Origin of the sequence: Cellulomonas sp. ES6, from assembly GCF_030053835.1 — a bacterium.
Taxonomy (GTDB): Bacteria; Actinomycetota; Actinomycetes; order Actinomycetales; family Cellulomonadaceae; genus Cellulomonas.
In genome coordinates this window covers 227,572-246,058 of record NZ_CP125655.1, presented here as the reverse complement: position 1 = coordinate 246,058, position 18,487 = coordinate 227,572, and the positions used below count along the sequence as shown (strand labels likewise).

Annotated in this window: 18 protein-coding genes and 1 pseudogene; all 19 read right to left on the bottom strand. The window is 75.6% G+C overall.

What is annotated here, in order from left to right; translation table 11 throughout:
- Positions 1 to 4 precede the first annotated feature (4 nt).
- Positions 5 to 625, bottom strand: coding sequence for an HAD family hydrolase (locus P9841_RS01125; protein WP_283320292.1), 621 nt, complete (start codon positions 623 to 625; stop codon positions 5 to 7).
- Entirely contained in the window at positions 622 to 2,820 is a 2,199-nt protein-coding gene (locus P9841_RS01120) for a primosomal protein N' (protein WP_283320291.1), read from the bottom strand. The genes P9841_RS01125 and P9841_RS01120 overlap by 4 nt, the downstream gene beginning before the upstream one ends.
- A gap of 5 nt (positions 2,821 to 2,825) precedes the next feature.
- The gene (metK, locus tag P9841_RS01115) at positions 2,826 to 4,031 is read right to left on the bottom strand and encodes a methionine adenosyltransferase (protein ID WP_283320290.1); all 1,206 of its coding nucleotides are present in this window, start codon (positions 4,029 to 4,031) and stop codon (positions 2,826 to 2,828) included.
- Positions 4,032 to 4,060: 29 nt separating this feature from the next.
- Positions 4,061 to 5,275 (bottom strand): bifunctional phosphopantothenoylcysteine decarboxylase/phosphopantothenate--cysteine ligase CoaBC, encoded by a 1,215-nt coding sequence (gene coaBC, locus P9841_RS01110; protein ID WP_283320289.1) that lies wholly within the window; start codon positions 5,273 to 5,275, stop codon positions 4,061 to 4,063.
- A gap of 16 nt (positions 5,276 to 5,291) precedes the next feature.
- The gene (gene rpoZ, locus P9841_RS01105; protein ID WP_283320288.1) at positions 5,292 to 5,558 is read right to left on the bottom strand and encodes a DNA-directed RNA polymerase subunit omega; all 267 of its coding nucleotides are present in this window, start codon (positions 5,556 to 5,558) and stop codon (positions 5,292 to 5,294) included.
- A 35-nt stretch (positions 5,559 to 5,593) separates the two neighbouring features.
- Positions 5,594 to 6,169: a guanylate kinase gene (gmk, locus tag P9841_RS01100; RefSeq protein WP_283320287.1), complete on the bottom strand. Its 576-nt coding sequence runs from the start codon at positions 6,167 to 6,169 to the stop codon at positions 5,594 to 5,596.
- A 63-nt stretch (positions 6,170 to 6,232) separates the two neighbouring features.
- On the bottom strand, positions 6,233 to 6,544 hold the full coding sequence (gene mihF, locus P9841_RS01095; protein WP_166937670.1) for an integration host factor, actinobacterial type: 312 nt from the start codon (positions 6,542 to 6,544) through the stop codon (positions 6,233 to 6,235).
- 260 nt (positions 6,545 to 6,804) lie between these two features.
- Entirely contained in the window at positions 6,805 to 7,662 is an 858-nt protein-coding gene (gene pyrF, locus P9841_RS01090) for an orotidine-5'-phosphate decarboxylase (RefSeq protein ID WP_283320286.1), read from the bottom strand.
- A complete protein-coding gene (gene carB, locus P9841_RS01085) occupies positions 7,659 to 10,982 on the bottom strand; it encodes a carbamoyl-phosphate synthase large subunit (protein WP_283320285.1) in 3,324 nt (1,107 codons plus the stop codon). Before carB ends, pyrF begins: the two co-directional genes overlap by 4 nt.
- Complete coding sequence (gene carA, locus P9841_RS01080; protein WP_283320284.1) at positions 10,982 to 12,208, bottom strand: glutamine-hydrolyzing carbamoyl-phosphate synthase small subunit; 1,227 nt, start codon at positions 12,206 to 12,208, stop codon at positions 10,982 to 10,984. The genes carB and carA overlap by 1 nt, the downstream gene beginning before the upstream one ends.
- Positions 12,205 to 12,747, bottom strand: a complete 543-nt coding sequence (locus P9841_RS01075) for a PH-like domain-containing protein (protein WP_283320283.1) — start codon at positions 12,745 to 12,747, stop codon at positions 12,205 to 12,207. The genes carA and P9841_RS01075 overlap by 4 nt, the downstream gene beginning before the upstream one ends.
- A complete protein-coding gene (locus P9841_RS01070) occupies positions 12,747 to 14,099 on the bottom strand; it encodes a dihydroorotase (RefSeq protein ID WP_283320282.1) in 1,353 nt (450 codons plus the stop codon). The genes P9841_RS01075 and P9841_RS01070 overlap by 1 nt, the downstream gene beginning before the upstream one ends.
- Positions 14,096 to 15,163 (bottom strand): aspartate carbamoyltransferase catalytic subunit, encoded by a 1,068-nt coding sequence (locus tag P9841_RS01065; protein ID WP_283320281.1) that lies wholly within the window; start codon positions 15,161 to 15,163, stop codon positions 14,096 to 14,098. Before P9841_RS01065 ends, P9841_RS01070 begins: the two co-directional genes overlap by 4 nt.
- On the bottom strand, positions 15,160 to 15,753 hold the full coding sequence (gene pyrR, locus P9841_RS01060; RefSeq protein ID WP_283320280.1) for a bifunctional pyr operon transcriptional regulator/uracil phosphoribosyltransferase PyrR: 594 nt from the start codon (positions 15,751 to 15,753) through the stop codon (positions 15,160 to 15,162). Before pyrR ends, P9841_RS01065 begins: the two co-directional genes overlap by 4 nt.
- A gap of 196 nt (positions 15,754 to 15,949) precedes the next feature.
- On the bottom strand, positions 15,950 to 16,366 hold the full coding sequence (nusB, locus tag P9841_RS01055; protein WP_222169438.1) for a transcription antitermination factor NusB: 417 nt from the start codon (positions 16,364 to 16,366) through the stop codon (positions 15,950 to 15,952).
- A gap of 1 nt (position 16,367) precedes the next feature.
- Entirely contained in the window at positions 16,368 to 16,931 is a 564-nt protein-coding gene (gene efp / locus P9841_RS01050) for an elongation factor P (protein WP_222169439.1), read from the bottom strand.
- 154 nt (positions 16,932 to 17,085) lie between these two features.
- Positions 17,086 to 17,199, bottom strand: a pseudogene (locus P9841_RS01045) (D-alanyl-D-alanine carboxypeptidase family protein); the annotation flags it as partial.
- Between the two features lie 67 nt (positions 17,200 to 17,266).
- On the bottom strand, positions 17,267 to 17,767 hold the full coding sequence (locus tag P9841_RS01040) for a hypothetical protein (RefSeq protein WP_283320279.1): 501 nt from the start codon (positions 17,765 to 17,767) through the stop codon (positions 17,267 to 17,269).
- Positions 17,764 to 18,438 carry a hypothetical protein gene (locus P9841_RS01035; protein WP_283320278.1) on the bottom strand — a complete coding sequence of 225 codons (675 nt, stop codon included), beginning with the start codon at positions 18,436 to 18,438 and terminating at the stop codon, positions 17,764 to 17,766. The genes P9841_RS01040 and P9841_RS01035 overlap by 4 nt, the downstream gene beginning before the upstream one ends.
- Between the last annotated feature and the right edge of the window lie 49 nt (positions 18,439 to 18,487).

Here is an 18,487-nt window from a genome sequence, read left to right as displayed (position 1 = left end):
GATCCTAGGCCGTCGGGGGCAGGACCCCGTGGGCCACCAGCTCGGCCCGCAGCTCCGCCGCGCCGGTGAACAGCACCGCCTGGAACCCCTCCGCGGCCGCCGCGGCGACGTTCACCGGGCTGTCGTCGGTGAACAGCGTCCTCGCCGGCACCAGGCCGTACCGGTCGGCGAGCAGCCGGAACACGCGCGGGTCCGGCTTGGCCACCCCCTCGCGGCCCGACACCAGCACCGCCTCGAGCCGGTCGACCACGGGCGCGACCGGTGCCGCGTGGTGGAACGTCTCGGCGGACCAGTTGGTCAGCCCCAGCACCCGGACACCCGCGGCCCGCAGCTCGTCGACGACGGCCGCGCTGCCCGGAACGGGACCCGGCAGGGACAGGGGGAACCGCTCGACGTAGAGGTCGAGGGTCGCGACGTGCTCCGGGTGGCGGCGGGCCACCTCCGCGCGCGCCTCGGCCCACGGCCGTCCCGCGTCCTGCTGGTGGTTCAGCTCCGCGAAGCCGACGTCCGCGAAGAACCGCTCGACCTCCGCCTCGTCCAGCACCCCCGCGAACGGCAGGACGGGGTCCCACCGCACCAGGACGTTCCCCAGGTCGAACACCACCGCGTCGACGGCGCCGCTCACAGCATCTCCTCCGGGTCGAGCCGCACCCGCACCGTCCCGCCCTCCCGGCGGGCGCTGCGCACGGCGAGGGACGCGGCGAGCGACCGGGCCAGCGCCCGGCCCTCCGCCACGGGGACCCGCACGAGCGTGCGCACGGGCGGGTCGAGCGAGTCGTCGCCCGGCAGCGGCACCGGGCCCAGCACGTCGGCACCGGGCGGCAGCTCGACGCGCGCGAGCACGCCCGCCACCACCTCGCGCGTGCCGGTGAGCTCCGCCACGCGGACCGCCGGCGGCAGGCCGACCTCCGTCCGCTCGGCGAGCTCCCGCTCCGCGAGGCCCGCCGGGTCCCACCGCACGAGCGCCTGGGTGGGGCGCTCCGCGCCGTCGCCGACGAGCAGCACCACGCCCCCGTCGGGCCCCGGCCGCACGAGCGCCGCCGCCGCGAGCCACCGCCGCAGCGCGTCCTCGGTGGCGCGCAGCGACGTGGACCCGGTCGTCACCGCGGCGTCCAGCAGCACGGCCGCCGCGTACCCCGCCGGCGCGACGGGCTCGGCGCCCGGGGTGGACACCACGAGCGCGGGCCGGTCCGGGACCTCCGCCAGCACGCCCCCGGCGGACCGGGCCCCCGACGTGCGGACGGTCGCCCCGGGGAACGCCCGCCCCAGCTCCTCCGCCGTGCGGTCGGACCCCACGGCCACCGACCGGAACGTCCCGTTCCCGCACGCGTCGCACCGCCACCGGGTCGCCAGCCGCCCGCACCAGCCGCACTGCGCCGTCCCGTCGCCGGACGGCAGCTGCAGCGGGCCGTGGCAGTGCCCGCAGCGCGCGACCTGACGGCACCGGGCGCACGCCACCGCGGGCAGGTAGCCGGCCCGCGGCACCTGCACGAGGACGGGACCGTGCGCCAGCCGCTCGCGGATGGTGCGCCAGGCCTCCCCCGGCAGGCGCGCGGCGGCCGCGGCGCCCTCGCGGGCCAGCTCCACGCTCGTGAGGGCGCGCACGCGCGGCGTGCGGGCGCGCACCACGGTCCGGTCGGCGGTGACCGGACGCACCCAGCCCGACGCGACGAGCGCCTGGACCTCGACGGAGCGGCCGTGCGCGGCCAGCAGCAGCGCGCAGCCCTCGGAGTCGGAGCGCAGCGCGAGCACCTCGCGCACGTGCGGGTACGGCGCGCGCGGCTCGGCGTGCAGGTCGTCGCCGTCGTCCCAGCACACCGCCAGGCCCAGGTCCCGCACGGGCGCGAACGCGGCGGCGCGCGTGCCGACCACCACCCGCGCGAGCCCCCGCAGCGCGGCGAGGTACGACCGGTACCGGCGTGCCGGCCCGTCGTCCGCCATGAGCCGCACGTGGGAGGCGTCCGTGCCGTCGGGCGTCCACGCGGGCACGCCCGCGGCCTCCAGGGCGGCGCAGACGCGGTCGACGTCGCGGGCGTCCGGGACCACGACGAGCGCGCCGCGCCCGCTCGACAGGGTCGCGGCGACGGCCTGCGCCACCGCGGCCGGCCACCGCTCCCCCGCCGGCCCCGGCAGCGCGGACCACGCGGCACGCGGCGCACCGCCGGCCGCGAGGTGCGCGAGGAACGCCGGGCCGCCGCGGTAGGGCGCCCAGGCGGTCCCGGCCGGCGCGGGCCGCTCGGCGACGGGCGCCGCCGGGTCGACGACGGCACCCGGCTCCGCCGGCGTCGTCGCGGCACCCGGCTCCGCCGGCGTCGTCGCGGCACGCGGTCCCGCCGGGGCGCCGGGCACCTCGCTCTCCGTGCGGGCGTGCCGCGGCGGGATCGCGAGCCGCAGCACGTCGGGCAGCGTGCCCGCGTACCGGTCCGCGACCGCCCGCGCGAGCCGCGCGACCGCGGGCGTCAGCACCGGCTCGGCGGACACGACCCGGCGCAGCGGGACGAGCCCGCCGTCGTGGTCGGCCTCGGCGACACGCTCGAGCAGGTACCCCTCGACGTCCTGCGACCCGAACCGCACCTTGACGCGCGTGCCCGGGCGCGCCGCCTCGTCGAGCGCGGCGGGGACCAGGTACTCGAACGGGCGGTCGAGGTGCGGCGGCGAGAGCTCGACGGCCACCCGCGCGACCGGCAGCGCACCCGCCGGTTCGACGTCGACGTCCCGCGCCCGCGCGCGCCGCCGCGGGCGGGCCGGCGCGTCGAGCCCCGCGAGCACGGGCTGCTCGGGGACGCCCGCCGGTTCCCCGCGCGCCGCCGCGCCGGTCACGTCGGTCAGGACAGCGCCGCGCGCAGGGCGTCCGCGCGGTCCGTGCGCTCCCACGTGAAGCCGGGCAGCTCGCGCCCGAAGTGCCCGTACGCCGCGGTGCGGCGGTACACGGGCCGCAGCAGGTCGAGGTCGCGGATGATCGCGGCCGGGCGCAGGTCGAACACCTGGCGGATCGCGTCGGTGAGCCGGACGTCCGGCACCTCACCGGTGCCGAACGTCTCGACGTACAGCCCCACGGGGTGCGCCTTGCCGATGGCGTACGCCACCTGCACCTCGCACCGCCGCGCCAGCCCGGCCGCGACGACGTTCTTCGCCACCCAGCGCATCGCGTACGCGGCGGAGCGGTCGACCTTCGACGGGTCCTTGCCCGAGAACGCGCCGCCGCCGTGCCGCGCCATGCCGCCGTAGGTGTCGACGATGATCTTGCGACCGGTCAGGCCGGCGTCGCCCTGCGGTCCGCCGACCACGAACTGCCCGGTCGGGTTCACGAGCAGGCGGTACCCGTCGGTGTCCAGGTCGATGCCGGCCTCGGCGAGCACGGGGGCGACGACCTCGGCGGCGATCGCGGGCTCGAGCTGGGTCTCGAGCTGCACGCCCGGACCGTGCTGGGTGGACAGCACCACCGTGTCGAGCCGGACCGCCCGGTCGCCCTCGTAGCCGATGGTGACCTGCGTCTTGCCGTCCGGGCGCAGGTCCGGGACCACGCCCTCCTTGCGCACCACGGCGAGGCGCTCGGCCAGGCGGTGCGCCAGCCAGATCGGCAGCGGCATGAGACCGGGGGTCTCGTCGCTGGCGTAGCCGAACATGAGTCCCTGGTCGCCGGCGCCCTGCAGGTCGAGCGGGTCGTGGTCCTCCGCGTCGTGCCGCGACTCCCACGCCTTGTCGACGCCCTGCGCGATGTCGGGCGACTGCTGCCCGATGGACACCGACACGCCGCACGAGTCGGCGTCGAAGCCGATCTCCGAGGAGGTGTAGCCGATGCCGCGCACCACCTGCCGGACGATCTGGGGGATCTCGACGTAGGCGCTGGTGGTCACCTCGCCGGCGACGTGCACGAGGCCGGTGGTCACCATCGTCTCGACCGCCACGCGGGCACCCGGGTCCTGCTCGAGGATCGCGTCCAGGATCGCGTCGGAGATCTGGTCGCAGACCTTGTCCGGGTGGCCCTCGGTGACGGACTCGGACGTGAAGAGGCGCATGTCGGCGGTCATGCGCACAGGCTATCGGCCCCCGCCGACCGTCAGCGGCCGAGCCTGTGGACCACCGCGTCCCACAGCCCGTCGGCGACGGCGTCCTTGGTCCCCGCGACGTGCCCGACGACCTCCCCCGTGGCGTCCAGCACGGTCACGGCGTTGTCGTCCGTCCCGAAGCCGAGCCCGCCGCCGACCGCGTTGACGGCCAGCAGGTCGGCCCCCTTGCGGCGCGCCTTCTCCCGGCCGTGGTGCAGCACGTCGCCGGTGGCGTCGCCCGTCTCGGCCGCGAAGCCCACGACGACCTGCCCGGGCCGGGGCGGGTCCGCGACCAGCCCGGCGAGCACGTCCGGGTTCTGCACCAGCTCCAGCGGCGCGACGCTGCCGTCGGCGGACTTCTTGATCTTGTGGTCGCTGCCCGCGGCGGGGCGGAAGTCGGCCACCGCGGCGGCCATGACGACCACGTCGGCGTCGACGGCGCACCCGCGCACGGCGTCCTGCAGCTGGGCGGTCGTCTCGACGGGGAGCACCCGCACGCCGGCGGGCGGCCGGACCTGCAGGTTCGCGGCGACGAGCGTGACGCGCGCGCCGCGGGCCAGCGCCGTGCGGGCGAGCGCGACCCCCTGGCGCCCGGACGACCGGTTGCCGAGGAACCGCACCGGGTCCAGCGGCTCGCGGGTCCCGCCCGCGGAGACCACGACCGTCAGGCCGAGCAGGTCCGGCGTGCGGGGCTTGCCCTCGGGGTCGACCAGCGCGAGGGCGGCGTCGACGACCGCCTCCGGCTCGGGCAGCCGGCCCGGGCCGCTGTCGGCGCCGGTCAGCCGGCCGCTGTCGGGGTCGAGCACGTGCACGCCCCGCTGCCGCAGGGTGGCGACGTTCGCCCGCGTCGCCGGGTGCTGCCACATCTCGGTGTGCATCGCCGGCGCCATGAGCACCGGGCACGTCGCCGTCAGCAGCGTCGCGGCGAGCAGGTCGTCGGCGCGGCCCGAGGCGGCGCGCGCCAGCAGGTCCGCCGTGGCGGGCGCGACGACGACCAGGTCGGCCTGTCGCCCGAGGCGCACGTGCGCCACCTCGTCGACGTCGTCGAACACCTCGGGCGTCACCGGGTGCCCGGACAGGGCCTCCCACGTGGCGCGCCCGACGAACTCAAGCGCGGCGCGCGTGGGCACGACGCGGACCTCGTGGCCCGCCTCGGTGAGCAGGCGCAGCACGTGCGCCGCCTTGTACGCGGCGATGCCGCCCGCGACGCCCAGGACGATGCGCACGCCGCGCCCCGGGGCCTCAGCCCTCGTTCTGGGCGGTGACCGTCAGGAGGCCGGCGTCGATCTCGCGCATCGCGATGGACAGCGGCTTCTCCTGCGGGCGGGTCTCCACCAGCGGGCCGACGTACTCGAGCAGGCCCTCGTTGAGCTGGGAGTAGTAGGCGTTGATCTGGCGCGCGCGCTTGGCCGAGTAGATGACCAGCGCGTACTTGGAGTCCGCGCGCTCGAGCAGGCGGTCGATGGGCGGGTCGGTGATGCCGATGGGCTCGGCGACGGTTCCGGACACGGTGGCTCCCGTTGTCGAAGGGTGGGGACTGCCGGTCAGTCTACCGCGGCCGGCAGGCCCATCAGGGCGACCAGCTCGTCGGTGGCGCGCCGCACGTCGTCGTTCACGATGACGTGGTCGAACTCGGACTCCGCGGCCATCTCCACCTCGGCGGTCGCCAGCCGGCGAGCGCGCTCCTCGGCGTCCTCCGTGCCGCGCCCGACGAGCCGGCGCACCAGCTCCTCCATCGACGGCGGGGCGAGGAAGACGAACTGCGCGTCGGGCATGGTCGTGCGGACCTGACGCGCGCCCTGCAGGTCGATCTCGAGCAGCGCGGGCTCCCCGGCGGCCAGCCGGTCCTCGACGGGCCGCCGGGGGGTGCCGTAGCGGTTGCGGCCGTGCACGACCGCCCACTCCAGGAGCTCGCCGTCCGCCACCATCGCGTCGAACTGCTCGGGCGACACGAAGTGGTAGTGGACGCCGTCCACCTCCCCCGGCCGCGGCGGGCGGGTGGTGGCGGAGACCGACAGCCAGACCTGCGGGTACCGGGCACGGAGGTCGGCGGACACGGTGCCCTTGCCGACGGCGGTCGGTCCGGCGAGGACGGTCAGCCGGGCGCGCGGCGTCGTCATGCGGTCTGGTGCTCCTGGAGTTGTGCGGCCCTCACCGGGCCGGGGACGGGGAGGGCGTCCGGCTCACCCGAACCGGTCGACCAGCGCCTTGACCTGGTGCGGGCCGAGGCCGCGCACCCGGCGGGTCTCCGAGATGCCGATCTCGGAGATGATCTGGCGCGCCTTGACCTTACCCACTCCGGGGAGGGACTCGAGCAGCGCCAGCACCTTGAGCTTGCCGATCGTCTCGTCCTTCTGGCCCTGCGCGATGACCTCGGACAGCGATCCCTGCGAGTACTTCAGCCGGTTCTTGACCTCCGCGCGGGCCTGGCGGGCGGCTGCCGCCTTCTCGAGAGCCGCTGCGCGCTGCTCGGGGGTGAGAGTCGGAAGTGCCACGTGAGTCACCTTCTCATCACTGTCAGGAGGCAGGGACATGGAACATACGTGATCCGCAGGGACCCCGGTGCGACACCGCGCCAGGACCGACGTGGACCCCATCACCCGAGGATGGCACGCCCCGCCCGTCCCGGCACGTTCCGGCAGCGTGTCGAGCCGAAATCCGGTGGCCGCGCGCCCGGAGCGGCGTGCTCAGGGCCCCGCTCGCGGGCCGCCGTCCCCACCACGGAGCCGTCGTCCCGACCGCAGCGCCGCGGTCCTCACCGCAGCGCGCGCGCCGCCTCGTCGGCCGCCCGCCGCGCCGCGTCCCGCAGCGCCCGCGCGTCCGGCCCCGCGGCGAGCACGCCCCGCGAGCTGGAGGCCAGCACCGCGGGGCGCGCCGAGCCGAACACCGCGGCGAGCTCGGCCGCTCCCGCCCCCTGCGCGCCCACGCCGGGCGCGAGCAGCGGGCCGCGCACGGCCGCGAGGTCGACCCCCAGCCGCTCGGCCGCGTCGCCGGTGGTCGCGCCGACCACCAGCCCCGTCGACCCCAGCGACCCGCCGTGGGTCGCGAGCTCGGCCGCGTTGGCCGCCGCCGCCTCCCGGGCCACCCGGTCCGCCACGGCGACGCCCTCGGCGTCCCGGGCGTGCTGGACGGCGGCGCCCTCAGGGTTCGAGGTGAGCGCGAGCACGAACAACCCGCGGCCCGTGGCGGCGGCCGCCTCGACGGCCGGGGCCAGCGAGCCGAACCCGAGGAACGGCGAGACCGTCAGCGCGTCGCCGGCCAGGGGCGAGCCGTCCCGCAGGTAGGCGTCGGCGTACGCGCCCATGGTGGAGCCGATGTCGCCCCGCTTGGCGTCGACGACCACGAGCGTGCCGGTCTCGCGCCCGGCGGCGACGACCTCCTCGAGGACGGCCACCCCGGCGGCGCCGTGGCGCTCGAAGAACGCGGACTGCGGCTTCACCGCGGCGACCCGGCCGCCCACGGCCTCCATCACCGTCAGCGCGAAGCGCCGCACGCCCGCGGCGTCGTCCGGCAGCCCCCACGCCTCCAGCAGCGAGGCGTGGGGGTCGATGCCGACGCAGAGCGGCCCGTGCTCCGCCATCGCGTCCGCGAGGCGGGCGCCGAAGGGCCTCACGCCGTGGCCCCGGCCGCGCGCCGAGCGGCGGTCGCCGCGTCGTGCTCCTGGAGGCTGGCGACGCCGAACGGCCCGGCGAGCGCCGCCTCGATGCCCTGCACCGCGGCGCCGAGCTGCTGCACCGTCGTGACGATCGCCTTGTCGGCGGCCGTCGTCGCGGCGCGGATCTCGTAGCCGTCGGCGCGCGCGCCCTGCCCGGAGGGGGTGTTGACGACGATGTCGACCTCGCCGGCGGTGATGAGGTCGACGATGGTCGGCTCCCCCGCCGGTCCGCGGCCGCGGGAGAACTTCCGGACCACCCGGGAGGCGATGCCGTTGCGGCGCAGGACGGCCGCGGTGCCCTCGGTCGCGAGGATCTCGAACCCGAGCTCCGCGAGGCGCTTCACCGGGAACACGATCGACCGCTTGTCGCGGTCGGCCACCGAGATGAACGCCCGGCCCGACGTGGGCAGGCCGCCGAACGCCGCGGACTGCGACTTCGCGAACGCCGTCGGGAAGTCCGTGTCGAACCCCATGACCTCGCCGGTGGACCGCATCTCCGGGCCGAGCACGGTGTCGACCACGGTGCCGTCGCCGGTGCGGAACCGCTTGAACGGCAGCACCGCCTCCTTGACGGCGATGGGCGCGTCGAGGTCGATCACGCTCGCGTCGTCGGCCGGCAGCAGGCCCGCGGCGCGCAGGTCCGCGATGGACCGGCCCGTCATGACGAGCGCCGCGGCCTTGGCGAGCGGCACGCCCGTGGCCTTGGAGACGAACGGCACGGTGCGCGACGCCCGCGGGTTGGCCTCCAGCACGTAGAGCACGTCGGAGACCAGGGCGAACTGGATGTTCAGCAGGCCCCGCACGCCGACGCCCGCGGCGATCGCCTCGGTGGACGCGCGGATCCGCTGCAGCTCGGACTCCGACAGGCTCACGGGCGGCAGCACGCACGCCGAGTCGCCGGAGTGGATGCCGGCCTCCTCGATGTGCTCCATGACGCCGCCGAGGAACAGCTCGGTGCCGTCGTACAGCGCGTCGACGTCGATCTCGATGGCGTCGTCGAGGAACCGGTCGATCAGCAGCGGCGGCAGCGCCCCGCCGCGCGCGGTGGCCTCGGCCAGCGCGCGCTCGACGTACTCGGTGAGCTGCTCGTCGGAGTAGACGATCTCCATGCCGCGGCCGCCGAGCACGTACGACGGGCGCACCAGCACGGGGAACCCGATCCGGTTCGCGGTGGCCTTCGCGGCGTCGAGCGTGGTCGCGGTGCCGAACGCGGGCGCCGGCAGCCCGGCGGCGGCCAGGACCGCACCGAACGCCCCGCGGTCCTCGGCGGCGTCGATCGCGGCGGGCGGCGTGCCGAGGATCGGCAGGCCGGCGTCGGCGAGCCGCTGCGCGAGCGACAGCGGGGTCTGCCCGCCGAGCTGCACGATGAGGCCGGCGACGGGGCCGGCCGCCTTCTCCGCCTCGTAGACCTCGAGGACGTCCTCGAAGGTCAGCGGCTCGAAGTACAGCCGGTCGGCGGTGTCGTAGTCGGTCGACACGGTCTCGGGGTTGCAGTTGACCATGACGGTCTCGTACTCGCCCTTGAGCGCCAGCGTCGCGTGCACGCAGGAGTAGTCGAACTCGATGCCCTGCCCGATGCGGTTCGGCCCGGAGCCGAGGATCAGCACCGCGGGCCGCTCGCGCGGGGCGACCTCGGTCTCCTCGTCGTACGCCGAGTAGTGGTACGGCGTGCGGGCGGCGAACTCGGCGGCGCAGGTGTCGACCGTCTTGTAGACGGGCCGGACGCCCAGCGCCTGCCGCACGACGCGCACCACGTCCTCGCTGACCCCGCGCAGGGCGGCGACCTGCGCGTCGGACAGGCCGTGCCGCTTGGCCCGGCGCAGCACGGCCGCGGTGAGCTCGGGCGCCGCGGCGGTCTCGGCCGCGACCTCGTTCACGAGCTGCACCTGGTCGAGGAACCACGGGTCGATGCCGGTGCGGGCGTACACCTCGTCCACCGACACGCCGGCGCGGAGCACCTGCTGCACGTCGATCAGCCGGTGCTCGGTCGGGCGGGAGATCGTGGCGACCAGCGCGTCGAGCGCGTCGCCGGTGAGCGGCTCGCCGTCCCAGTGGAACGTCGACCCCTTCCGGTCGATCGACCGCATGGCCTTGCCGAGCGCCTCGGTGAAGTTGCGGCCGAGCGCCATGGCCTCGCCGACGGACTTCATCGTGGTGGTGAGCGTCGGGTCGGCGGCCGGGAACTTCTCGAACGCGAACCGCGGCACCTTGACCACGACGTAGTCGAGCGTCGGCTCGAACGACGCCGGCGTGGACCCGGTGATGTCGTTCGGGATCTCGTCCAGCGTGTAGCCGACGGCCAGACGCGCGGCGATCTTCGCGATCGGGAACCCGGTGGCCTTCGACGCGAGCGCGGAGGACCGGGACACGCGCGGGTTCATCTCGATGACGATGATGCGGCCGGTGTCGGGGTTCACCGCGAACTGGATGTTGCAGCCGCCGGTGTCGACGCCGACCTCGCGGATGACCGCGATGCCGATGTCCCGCAGCCGCTGGTACTCCCGGTCCGTCAGCGTGAGCGCCGGGGCCACCGTCACCGAGTCGCCGGTGTGCACGCCCACCGGGTCGACGTTCTCGATCGAGCAGACGACCACGACGTTGTCGTGCTTGTCGCGCATGAGCTCGAGCTCGTACTCCTTCCAGCCGAGGATCGACTCCTCCAGGAGCACCTCGGTGGTCGGCGAGTAGTGCAGGCCCTGCCCGACGATGCGGCGCAGGTCGGCCTCGTCGTACGCGATGCCGGACCCGAGGCCGCCCATGGTGAAGGACGGCCGGACTACCACCGGGTAGCCGAGGTCCTCGACGGCGCCGAGGGCGTCGTCGACGGTGTGCACGATCGCGGACCGGGCGGACTCGCCGCCGCAGACCTCGACGACCTGCTTGAACTGCTCGCGGTCCTCGCCCTTCTGGATGGCGGGGATGTTGGCGCCGATCAGCTCGACGCCGTACTGCTCGAGCACGCCCGCCTCGTCCAGCGCGATCGCGGCGTTGAGCGCGGTCTGGCCGCCCAGGGTCGGCAGGATCGCGTCGGGGCGCTCCTTGGCGATGATCGCGGTGAGCACCTCGGTGGTGATCGGCTCGACGTAGGTCGCGTCGGCGAACTCCGGGTCGGTCATGATCGTGGCCGGGTTGGAGTTCACGAGGACGACCCGCAGGCCCTCCTCCTTGAGCACGCGGCACGCCTGGGTGCCGGAGTAGTCGAACTCCGCGGCCTGGCCGATGACGATCGGGCCCGAGCCGATGACGAGGACGGAGTGGATGTCGGTGCGGCGAGGCATCAGGCGCCCTTCGGGGAGTCGGTGACGTCGGTGGCCTGGCCGGCTGCTGCGGCACCTGCGGACGGCTCGCGCATCAGGTCCAGGAACCGGTCGAACAGGTAGGCGGCGTCGTGCGGGCCGGCGGCGGCCTCCGGGTGGTACTGCACGGAGAACGCCGGCAGGTCGAGCGCCGCGAGGCCCTCGACGACGTCGTCGTTGAGGTCGACGTGCGAGACGGTCACGCGGCCGTACCGCCCGCCGTCGTGCGGCGCGACGGACACCTCGTCGAGCGGCGCGTCGACCGCGAAGCCGTGGTTGTGCGCGGTGATCTCGACGCGGCCGGTCGCACGGTCGAGCACCGGCTGGTTCACGCCGCGGTGCCCGTACCCGAGCTTGTACGTGCCGTAGCCCAGTGCGCGCCCGAGGATCTGGTTGCCGTAGCAGATGCCGAAGAACGGGATCCGCCGGTCCAGCACCTCGCGGAGCAGCTCCACCTCGTGCGTCGCGGCGCCCGGGTCGCCCGGGCCGTTGGAGAAGAACACGCCGTCGGGGGCCGTGGCCAGGACGTCGTCGATGGTCGACTGCGCCGGCAGCACGTGCACCTCGATGCCGCGCTCCGCCATCCGGTGCGGCGTCATGGCCTTGATGCCGAGGTCGACGGCCGCGACGCGGGCGACGGGCTCGGCCAGCGGCGCACCGTCCGGCCCGAGGGCCGGCACGACGTACGCGGTGTCGGTGGACACCTCGCCCGCCAGGTCGGCGCCGGACATCGCGGGCAGCGCCTGCACCTGGGCGACGACCTGCTCGGTGGGCAGCGGCCGGCCCTGCTCGTCCAGCAGCGCGTCGCCGGACAGGATCACGGCGCGCATCACGCCGCGCTCGCGGAGGTGCCGGGTCAGGGCGCGGGTGTCGATGCCCGAGATGCCCACGACGCCCTGCGCGGCGAGCTCCTCGTCCAGCGTGCGGTCCGCGCGCCAGCTCGACGCGCGCCGCGCGGGGTCCCGGACCACGTAGCCCGACACCCAGATGCGACCCGACTCCGGGTCCTCGTCGTTGACGCCCGTGTTGCCGATGTGCGGCGCGGTCATCACGACGATCTGGCGGTGGTAGCTGGGGTCGGTCAGCGTCTCCTGGTAGCCGGTCATCCCGGTGTTGAAGACGATCTCGCCGCCCGTCCGCCCGGTGGCCCCGTAGGCCTCGCCGGCGAACGTCCGCCCGTCCTCCAGGACCAGCAGTGCGTCCGTCATGAGCTCTCCTCCTCACCCGCGGGGGCGGGCGCCGTTCCGATGAGTCCGTGGGTGGCCGCGCGCAGCTCGTCCGCCTCGTGGGCGTGCCGCAGCCGCAGACCGGTGTCGAGGCCGCGCGGGTCGTCCTCCGACGAGGGCACCCAGGTCAGGACGACCAACCCCTCGCCGCCGACGACCTTGCCGGCCATGCCGCCGGAGGTGCCGACCGCGCGCAGCGCCGCGCGCGGGACGAACACGTCCGGCGCGCCTCGTCGTCGCAGCACCACACCCGCGTCGCGCACCTGCACCGTCGCCGCCGAGCGGACGCCCAGCCCGTGGGCGCCCACGCGGTCGAGCCAGTCGCCGGCCCGCGTGGTCGAGACGTACGTGGCCTCGAACGCGGCGGTCCGCGCGTCGCCGAGCTCGTCCTCGCCGGGCACCGCGGGGGGCGCCGGCACCTCGCCGGTGCCGCGCGTGAGGCGCCGCCAGCCGCGGGCCATGCCGACCAGCAGGCATGCTCCGAGCAGCACGAGCAGCGTGACCGAGAGCCAGGGCGGCATCAGGGCGTCACCCGGCCGGCGGCGTACCCGGCCCGCGCGGGGTCGTCCTGCGGCACCCCGTCGAGCACGGTCGCGCGGCCCCGCAGGAACGTCGCGACGACGCGCCCGGGCAGCTCCCGCCCGCGCAGCGGCGAGTTCGCCGAGGCGGTCGCCTGCTCCTCGGGGACGACGACGCGCCGGGCCTCGGGGTCGACCAGCACGAGGTTGGCGGGCTCCCCCACCGCGATCGGCCGGCCCTGGTCGGCGACCCGCCCGATGCGCGCGGGCGTCGTCGACAGCACGCGCGCCACGTCGGCCCAGGTCATCCGGCCCGTGTCGACCATCGTCTGCTGCACGACGGACAGGGCGGTCTCCAGCCCGGTCATGCCGAACGCGGCCGCCGCCCACTCGCAGTCCTTGTCCTCGCGGGTGTGCGGGGCGTGGTCGGTGGCGACGATGTCGATGGTGCCGTCGGCCAGGCCCTCGCGGACCGCGTCGACGTCGGCCTGCGTGCGCAGCGGCGGGTTGACCTTGAACACCGGGTCGTAGCCGCGCACCTCCTCGTCGGTGAGCGCGAGGTGGTGCGGCGTCGCCTCCGCGGTGACGTCGATGCCGCGCGACTTCGCCCACCGGACGATCTCGACGGAGCCGGCGGTCGACAGGTGGCACACGTGCAGCCGGGAGCCGACGTGCTCGGCCAGCAGCACGTCGCGGGCGATGATCGCCTCCTCCGCGACGGCCGGCCAGCCCGCGAGCCCGATCTCCGCCGAGACGACGCCCTCGTGCATCTGCGCGCCCTCGGTGAGCCGCGGCTCCTGCGCGTGCTGGGCCACCACGCCGTCGAACGCCTTGGTGTACTCCAGCGCGCGGCGCATGAGCACCGGGTCGTGCACGCACTTCCCGTCGTCGCTGAACACCCGGACGCGGGCCGCGGAGTCCGCCATCGCGCCCAGCTCGGCCAGGTGCTCCCCCGCCAGGCCGACCGAGACGGCGCCCACCGGGTGGACGTCCACCCAGCCGGCCTCGCGGCCCAGGCGCCACACCTGCTCGACGACGCCCGCCGTGTCCTGCGTCGGCGTCGTGTTCGCCATGGCGTGCACCGCGGTGAAGCCCCCGAGCGCCGCCGCGCGGGTGCCGGACGCGACCGTCTCCGCGTCCTCCCGCCCCGGCTCGCGCAGGTGCGTGTGCAGGTCGACCAGACCGGGCAGCAGGACCATGCCCGTGGCGTCGATGACGTGCAGGTCGTCCGGGGCGTTCTCCGCCGCGTCGCCCGCCTCGGCGCCGAGGGCCGCGACCAGGCCGCCCGCGATCAGCACGTCCGTGCGGTCGCCGCCCAGCGGCGCGACGTCCTTGAGCAGGTACTGGGTGGTCATGCGGTCGCTCCGGAGGTCGTGGCGGCGGTGCCGGCGGTGCCGGTGGTGCCGGCCGTGCTGGTGAGGGCGGGGACGGCGCCGGTCGCCGGCGGGGCGCCGGTGTCGCCGTCGCCCGCGAGCAGCAGGTACAGCACCGCCATCCGGACGGCGACGCCGTTCGCGACCTGCTCGACGATCACCGACCGCGGCGAGTCCGCGGCGTCCGCCGAGATCTCCAGCCCCCGGTTCATCGGGCCGGGGTGCAGGACGATCGCGTGGTCCGGCAGCCCGGCCAGCCGCCGCGCGTCCAGGCCGTACAGCCGGGTGTACTCCAGCGGGCTCGGGAAGAACCCGCCCCCCGCCGTCGACATCCGCTCCCGCTGCACGCGCAGCATCATCACCGCGTCGGGGCCCTGCGCGAGCACGTCGTCCAAGCGGTAGGACACCTCCGCCGGCCACGGACCCACACCGACCGGCAGCAGCGTGGGCGGCGCGACCAGCGTCACGCGGGCGCCGAGCGTGTGCAGCAGGTCGACGTTCGAGCGGGCGACCCGGCTGTGCAGCACGTCCCCGACGACGGCCACGTGCAGGCCGTCCAGGTCGTGGCCGACGCCGTCCGGGTTGCCCGGGACCCCAATCAGGTGCCGGCGGATCGTGAACGCGTCCAGCAGCGCCTGCGTGGGGTGCTGGTGCATCCCGTCGCCCGCGTTCACCACCGCGGCGTCCGTCCAGCCCGCGTGCGCCAGCGTGTGGGGCGCGCCCGACGCCTGGTGCCGGATGACGATCGCGTCCGCGCCCATCGCCTGCAGGGTCAGCGCCGTGTCCTTGAGCGACTCGCCCTTGGACAGGCTCGACCCCTTGGCCGAGAAGTTGATGACGTCGGCGCTCAGCCGCTTGGCGGCCGTCTCGAACGAGATCCGCGTGCGCGTCGAGTCCTCGAAGAACAGGTTGACCACAGTGCGGCCGCGCAGCGTCGGCAGCTTCTTCATCTGGCGGCCCTGGGTCGCGGCCATCTGGGCGGCCGTGTCGAGCACCCGGATCGCCGCGGCACGGTCCAGGTCGGCCGTCGAGAGCAGGTGCCTCATCGCGCCGCCCCCTCGATGACCACGGCCGTCCGGCCGTCGGTCTCGGCGAGCAGCACGCGGACACGCTCGGCGGTCGACGTCGGGAGGTTCTTGCCGACGTAGTCCGCGCGGATGGGCAGCTCGCGGTGCCCGCGGTCCACCAGCGCCGCGAGCTGCACCGCCCGGGGCCGGCCCAGGTCGTTCAGCGCGTCCAGGGCGGCGCGGATCGTGCGGCCCGAGTACAGGACGTCGTCCACGAGCACCACGACCTTGCCGTCCACGCCGCGCGCCGGGACGCTCGTCGCGCCGATCGCCCGGGTGGGGTGCTGCGACAGGTCGTCGCGGTACATCGTCACGTCCAGGCTGCCGACCAGCTCCTCGGCCACCAGGCCGGGCTCGACGGCGGCCAGCCGCTGCGCGAGGCGCTGCGCCAGCGGGACGCCGCGGGTCGGGATGCCGAGGACGACGAGGTCGTCGCCGCCCTTGTTGCGCTCGAGGATCTCGTGGGCGATGCGCGTCAGCGCGCGGGCCACGTCCTGCTCGCCGAGCACGACGGTCGCGGTGGTGCCCTCGACGTTCACGTCGTCGGGCACGGGGGTGCCGGAGGTCATCCGGGCCTCTCCTTCCCCGCCTCACGGGACGGTGTTAAAGGAATGCCTGTCCCGGGCACCCTACCGTCCGGCCCGGCGCCCGGCGCGGCACGTCCACGCTCCGGTCGCCGTGACCCTCGCCACGCCCGGGCGCCGGCCCGACGCACGACGGCCCCCGTCCCACGAGGGGGACGGGGGCCGCGCGGCGGAGCGGGTGTCAGGCCAGGAGGGTCGGCTTGAGGTCGACGAGGCGGCCCAGCAGGCCGTTGACGAACCCCGGTGACTCGTCCGTCGACAGGCTGCGCGCCAGCTCGACCGCCTCGTCGACGGCGACCGCGTCCGGGACGTCGTCGTTGAAGAGGATCTCCCAGGCGCCGAGCCGCAGCAGCTCCCGGTCGACCGCGGGCATCCGCTCGATCGTCCAGCCGTGCGAGTGGGTGGCGATGACCTCGTCGATGCGGGCGCGGTGCGCCTGCACCCCCTCGACGAGCTCCACCGAGTACTGCGGCAGCGCCGCCTCGGTTCCCGGCTGCGCGATCCGCTCCGCGAGCAGCGTCAGCGGGTCGAGCCGCCGCTGCTCGGCCTCGAAGAGGACGTCGAGGGCCCGCTTGCGGGCCTTGGTACGGGCTCCCACCTCAGTCGTTCACGCGACCCAGGTAGCTGCCGTCGCGGGTGTCGACCTTGACCTTGGTGTCGGCCTCGAGGAACAGCGGCACCTGGATCTCGTACCCGGTCTCGAGCGTCGCGGGCTTCGTGCCGGCGGACGAGCGGTCGCCCTGCAGGCCCGGCTCCGTGTACGTGACCATGAGCGTCACCGACGGCGGCAGCTCGACGTACAGCGGCACGCCCTCGTTGGTCGCGACCATCGCGTTGGTGCTCTCGAGCATGAAGTTCGCGGCGTCGCCCACCGTGGCGGCCGGGACGGTGATCTGGTCGTACGTGTCCGTGTCCATGAACACGAAGTCGTCGCCGTCCTTGTACAGGTACTGCATGTCGCGCTTGTCGACGTTCGCGGTCTCGACCTTCAGGCCCGCGTTGAACGTGCGGTCGACGACCTTGCCGGACAGGACGTTCTTGAGCTTGGTGCGCACGAACGCGCCGCCCTTGCCGGGCTTGACGTGCTGGAACTCGACGACCGTCCAGAGCTGGCCGTCGATCTTCAGCACGGTGCCGTTCTTCAGGTCGTTCGTCGTCGCCACGTGTCGCTGCTTCCTGTCCTGGGTGCGTCGGTCGGGGGGCCGCCACGCGCGCCCGCGGGTCGCGGACGGGGCTGGGCCGCCGACCATCGTACCGTGCGGGCGGTGGGACCGTCGCGCGCGGCAGCCCCACCGCCCGCGCGTCGGCGACGTGCCGCAGGTGCCAGCCCTCGGGGGCGAAGCCGGTGACGTCCCGGTTCGCCGCGGCGTACCGGACCAGGAACCCGAAGGCCGTCGCGTGCTCCACGAGCCACCGGCCCTCGGGCGTCGACCCGAAGCAGTCGGGGACCGGTACCCGTGACCCGGCGTCCCCGCCGGGCCCGGGACCTGCCGGGCGGTCAGCGCAGCAGCAGCCAGCGTCCCAGCACGCCGACGCCCGCGGACCACACCAGCGACGCGAGCGTCCCGATCACGAACCGCTCGGAGACCCCGGAGTCGTCGCCCGCCCGCAGCTCGGGGTAGCGCCCGAGACCCTTGACCGCCACGACGACCGCCACACCCCCGGGCTCGCCCGCCAGCAGGGTCCCGGTGACGGCCAGGCGCTCCAGGACACCGATCCAGGTGCCACCGCGCAGCCTGGCGCGCGCCCGGTCGCCGTCCGGCCCGTCGCCGCCGCGGGGCGCGCCGCCCTGGGCGCGCCGGTTGACCCGGCCCTTGCGGTACTCGCGCCGGTGCTCGTTCGCGGGCTCGGCGGCGGGCGGTCCCGATCGGGGCGCTGGGCCGGAGCGGCGTCCCCCGCGGTCGGCGAGCCGCAGCACACCGGCCGCGGCGACCCAGCCGAGCCCCGCGCTGACGGCCAGCGCGGCCACCACGACCACGGTCCCCCACAGCGGCGTCATGCCGGCTCCTCCCCCTCGACGGCCGACCCATCGTCCCGGGGTCCGGCCGCGAGGCGGAGCAGGCGCGCCGCGGCGGGCCGGGCGGCGAGCTCCTCGGCCCAGAGCGCCGTGCGCAGGCGCTCGCTGACGGCCTGCTGGCTGATGCCCAGCGCCGCGGCGGCGTCCTCCTGCCGCGGCGGCTCGGCGCCCGGCACCGGCGTCATGCGGTCGACGACGGCCCACCCGGCGGCCGTCCGGCGGGCGACGACGGCGCCGAGCAGCGCGAGCACCGCCTCGGACTCGGCCGCCGCGGACGGGTCGGCGCCGCGGACGGCCACCGGCACCGTGCGCGAGCGGGACTTCGCCGCCTCGACGGCCTCGCGGGCGTGGATGAACGCCCCGCCGGACGCCTCCCGGGACGTCGCCGGCAGCGGCTCGTCGACCTCCCCGGCGCCGATGCCGACGCTCCAGCCGCCGATCCGCACCAGGTGCAGCGTGAGCGACACGACGAGCGCGGGATCGCCCAGCACGGCCTGGACCTCGTCCCCGACGGTGCGTTCGAACGGCAGGACCACCGCCCCGGGCCCGGCCGCGGTGAGCGGGGACGCCTCACCCCCCAGCGCGTCGAGCAGCACGGCGACGCGGTCGCCCACGCGCCGGCTGTCCTGCTGGTCGACGGTCATGATCCACATGCGCACAAGGCTACGACCTTGTGTCGATCAGATACAAGGTCTGGACCTT

Coding starts and splice junctions, on each gene's coding strand:
- gmk (WP_283320287.1), bottom strand. CDS start 6,169: ATGACGACGCCGCGCGCCCGGCTGACCGTCCTCGCCGGACCGACCGCC.
- P9841_RS01075 (WP_283320283.1), bottom strand. CDS start 12,747: ATGCCGCCCTGGCTCTCGGTCACGCTGCTCGTGCTGCTCGGAGCATGC.
- P9841_RS01065 (WP_283320281.1), bottom strand. CDS start 15,163: ATGAGGCACCTGCTCTCGACGGCCGACCTGGACCGTGCCGCGGCGATC.
- P9841_RS01070 (WP_283320282.1), bottom strand. CDS start 14,099: ATGACCACCCAGTACCTGCTCAAGGACGTCGCGCCGCTGGGCGGCGAC.
- pyrR (WP_283320280.1), bottom strand. CDS start 15,753: ATGACCTCCGGCACCCCCGTGCCCGACGACGTGAACGTCGAGGGCACC.
- metK (WP_283320290.1), bottom strand. CDS start 4,031: ATGACCGCCGACATGCGCCTCTTCACGTCCGAGTCCGTCACCGAGGGC.
- P9841_RS01040 (WP_283320279.1), bottom strand. CDS start 17,767: ATGACGCCGCTGTGGGGGACCGTGGTCGTGGTGGCCGCGCTGGCCGTC.
- carA (WP_283320284.1), bottom strand. CDS start 12,208: ATGACGGACGCACTGCTGGTCCTGGAGGACGGGCGGACGTTCGCCGGC.
- P9841_RS01035 (WP_283320278.1), bottom strand. CDS start 18,438: ATGTGGATCATGACCGTCGACCAGCAGGACAGCCGGCGCGTGGGCGAC.
- carB (WP_283320285.1), bottom strand. CDS start 10,982: ATGCCTCGCCGCACCGACATCCACTCCGTCCTCGTCATCGGCTCGGGC.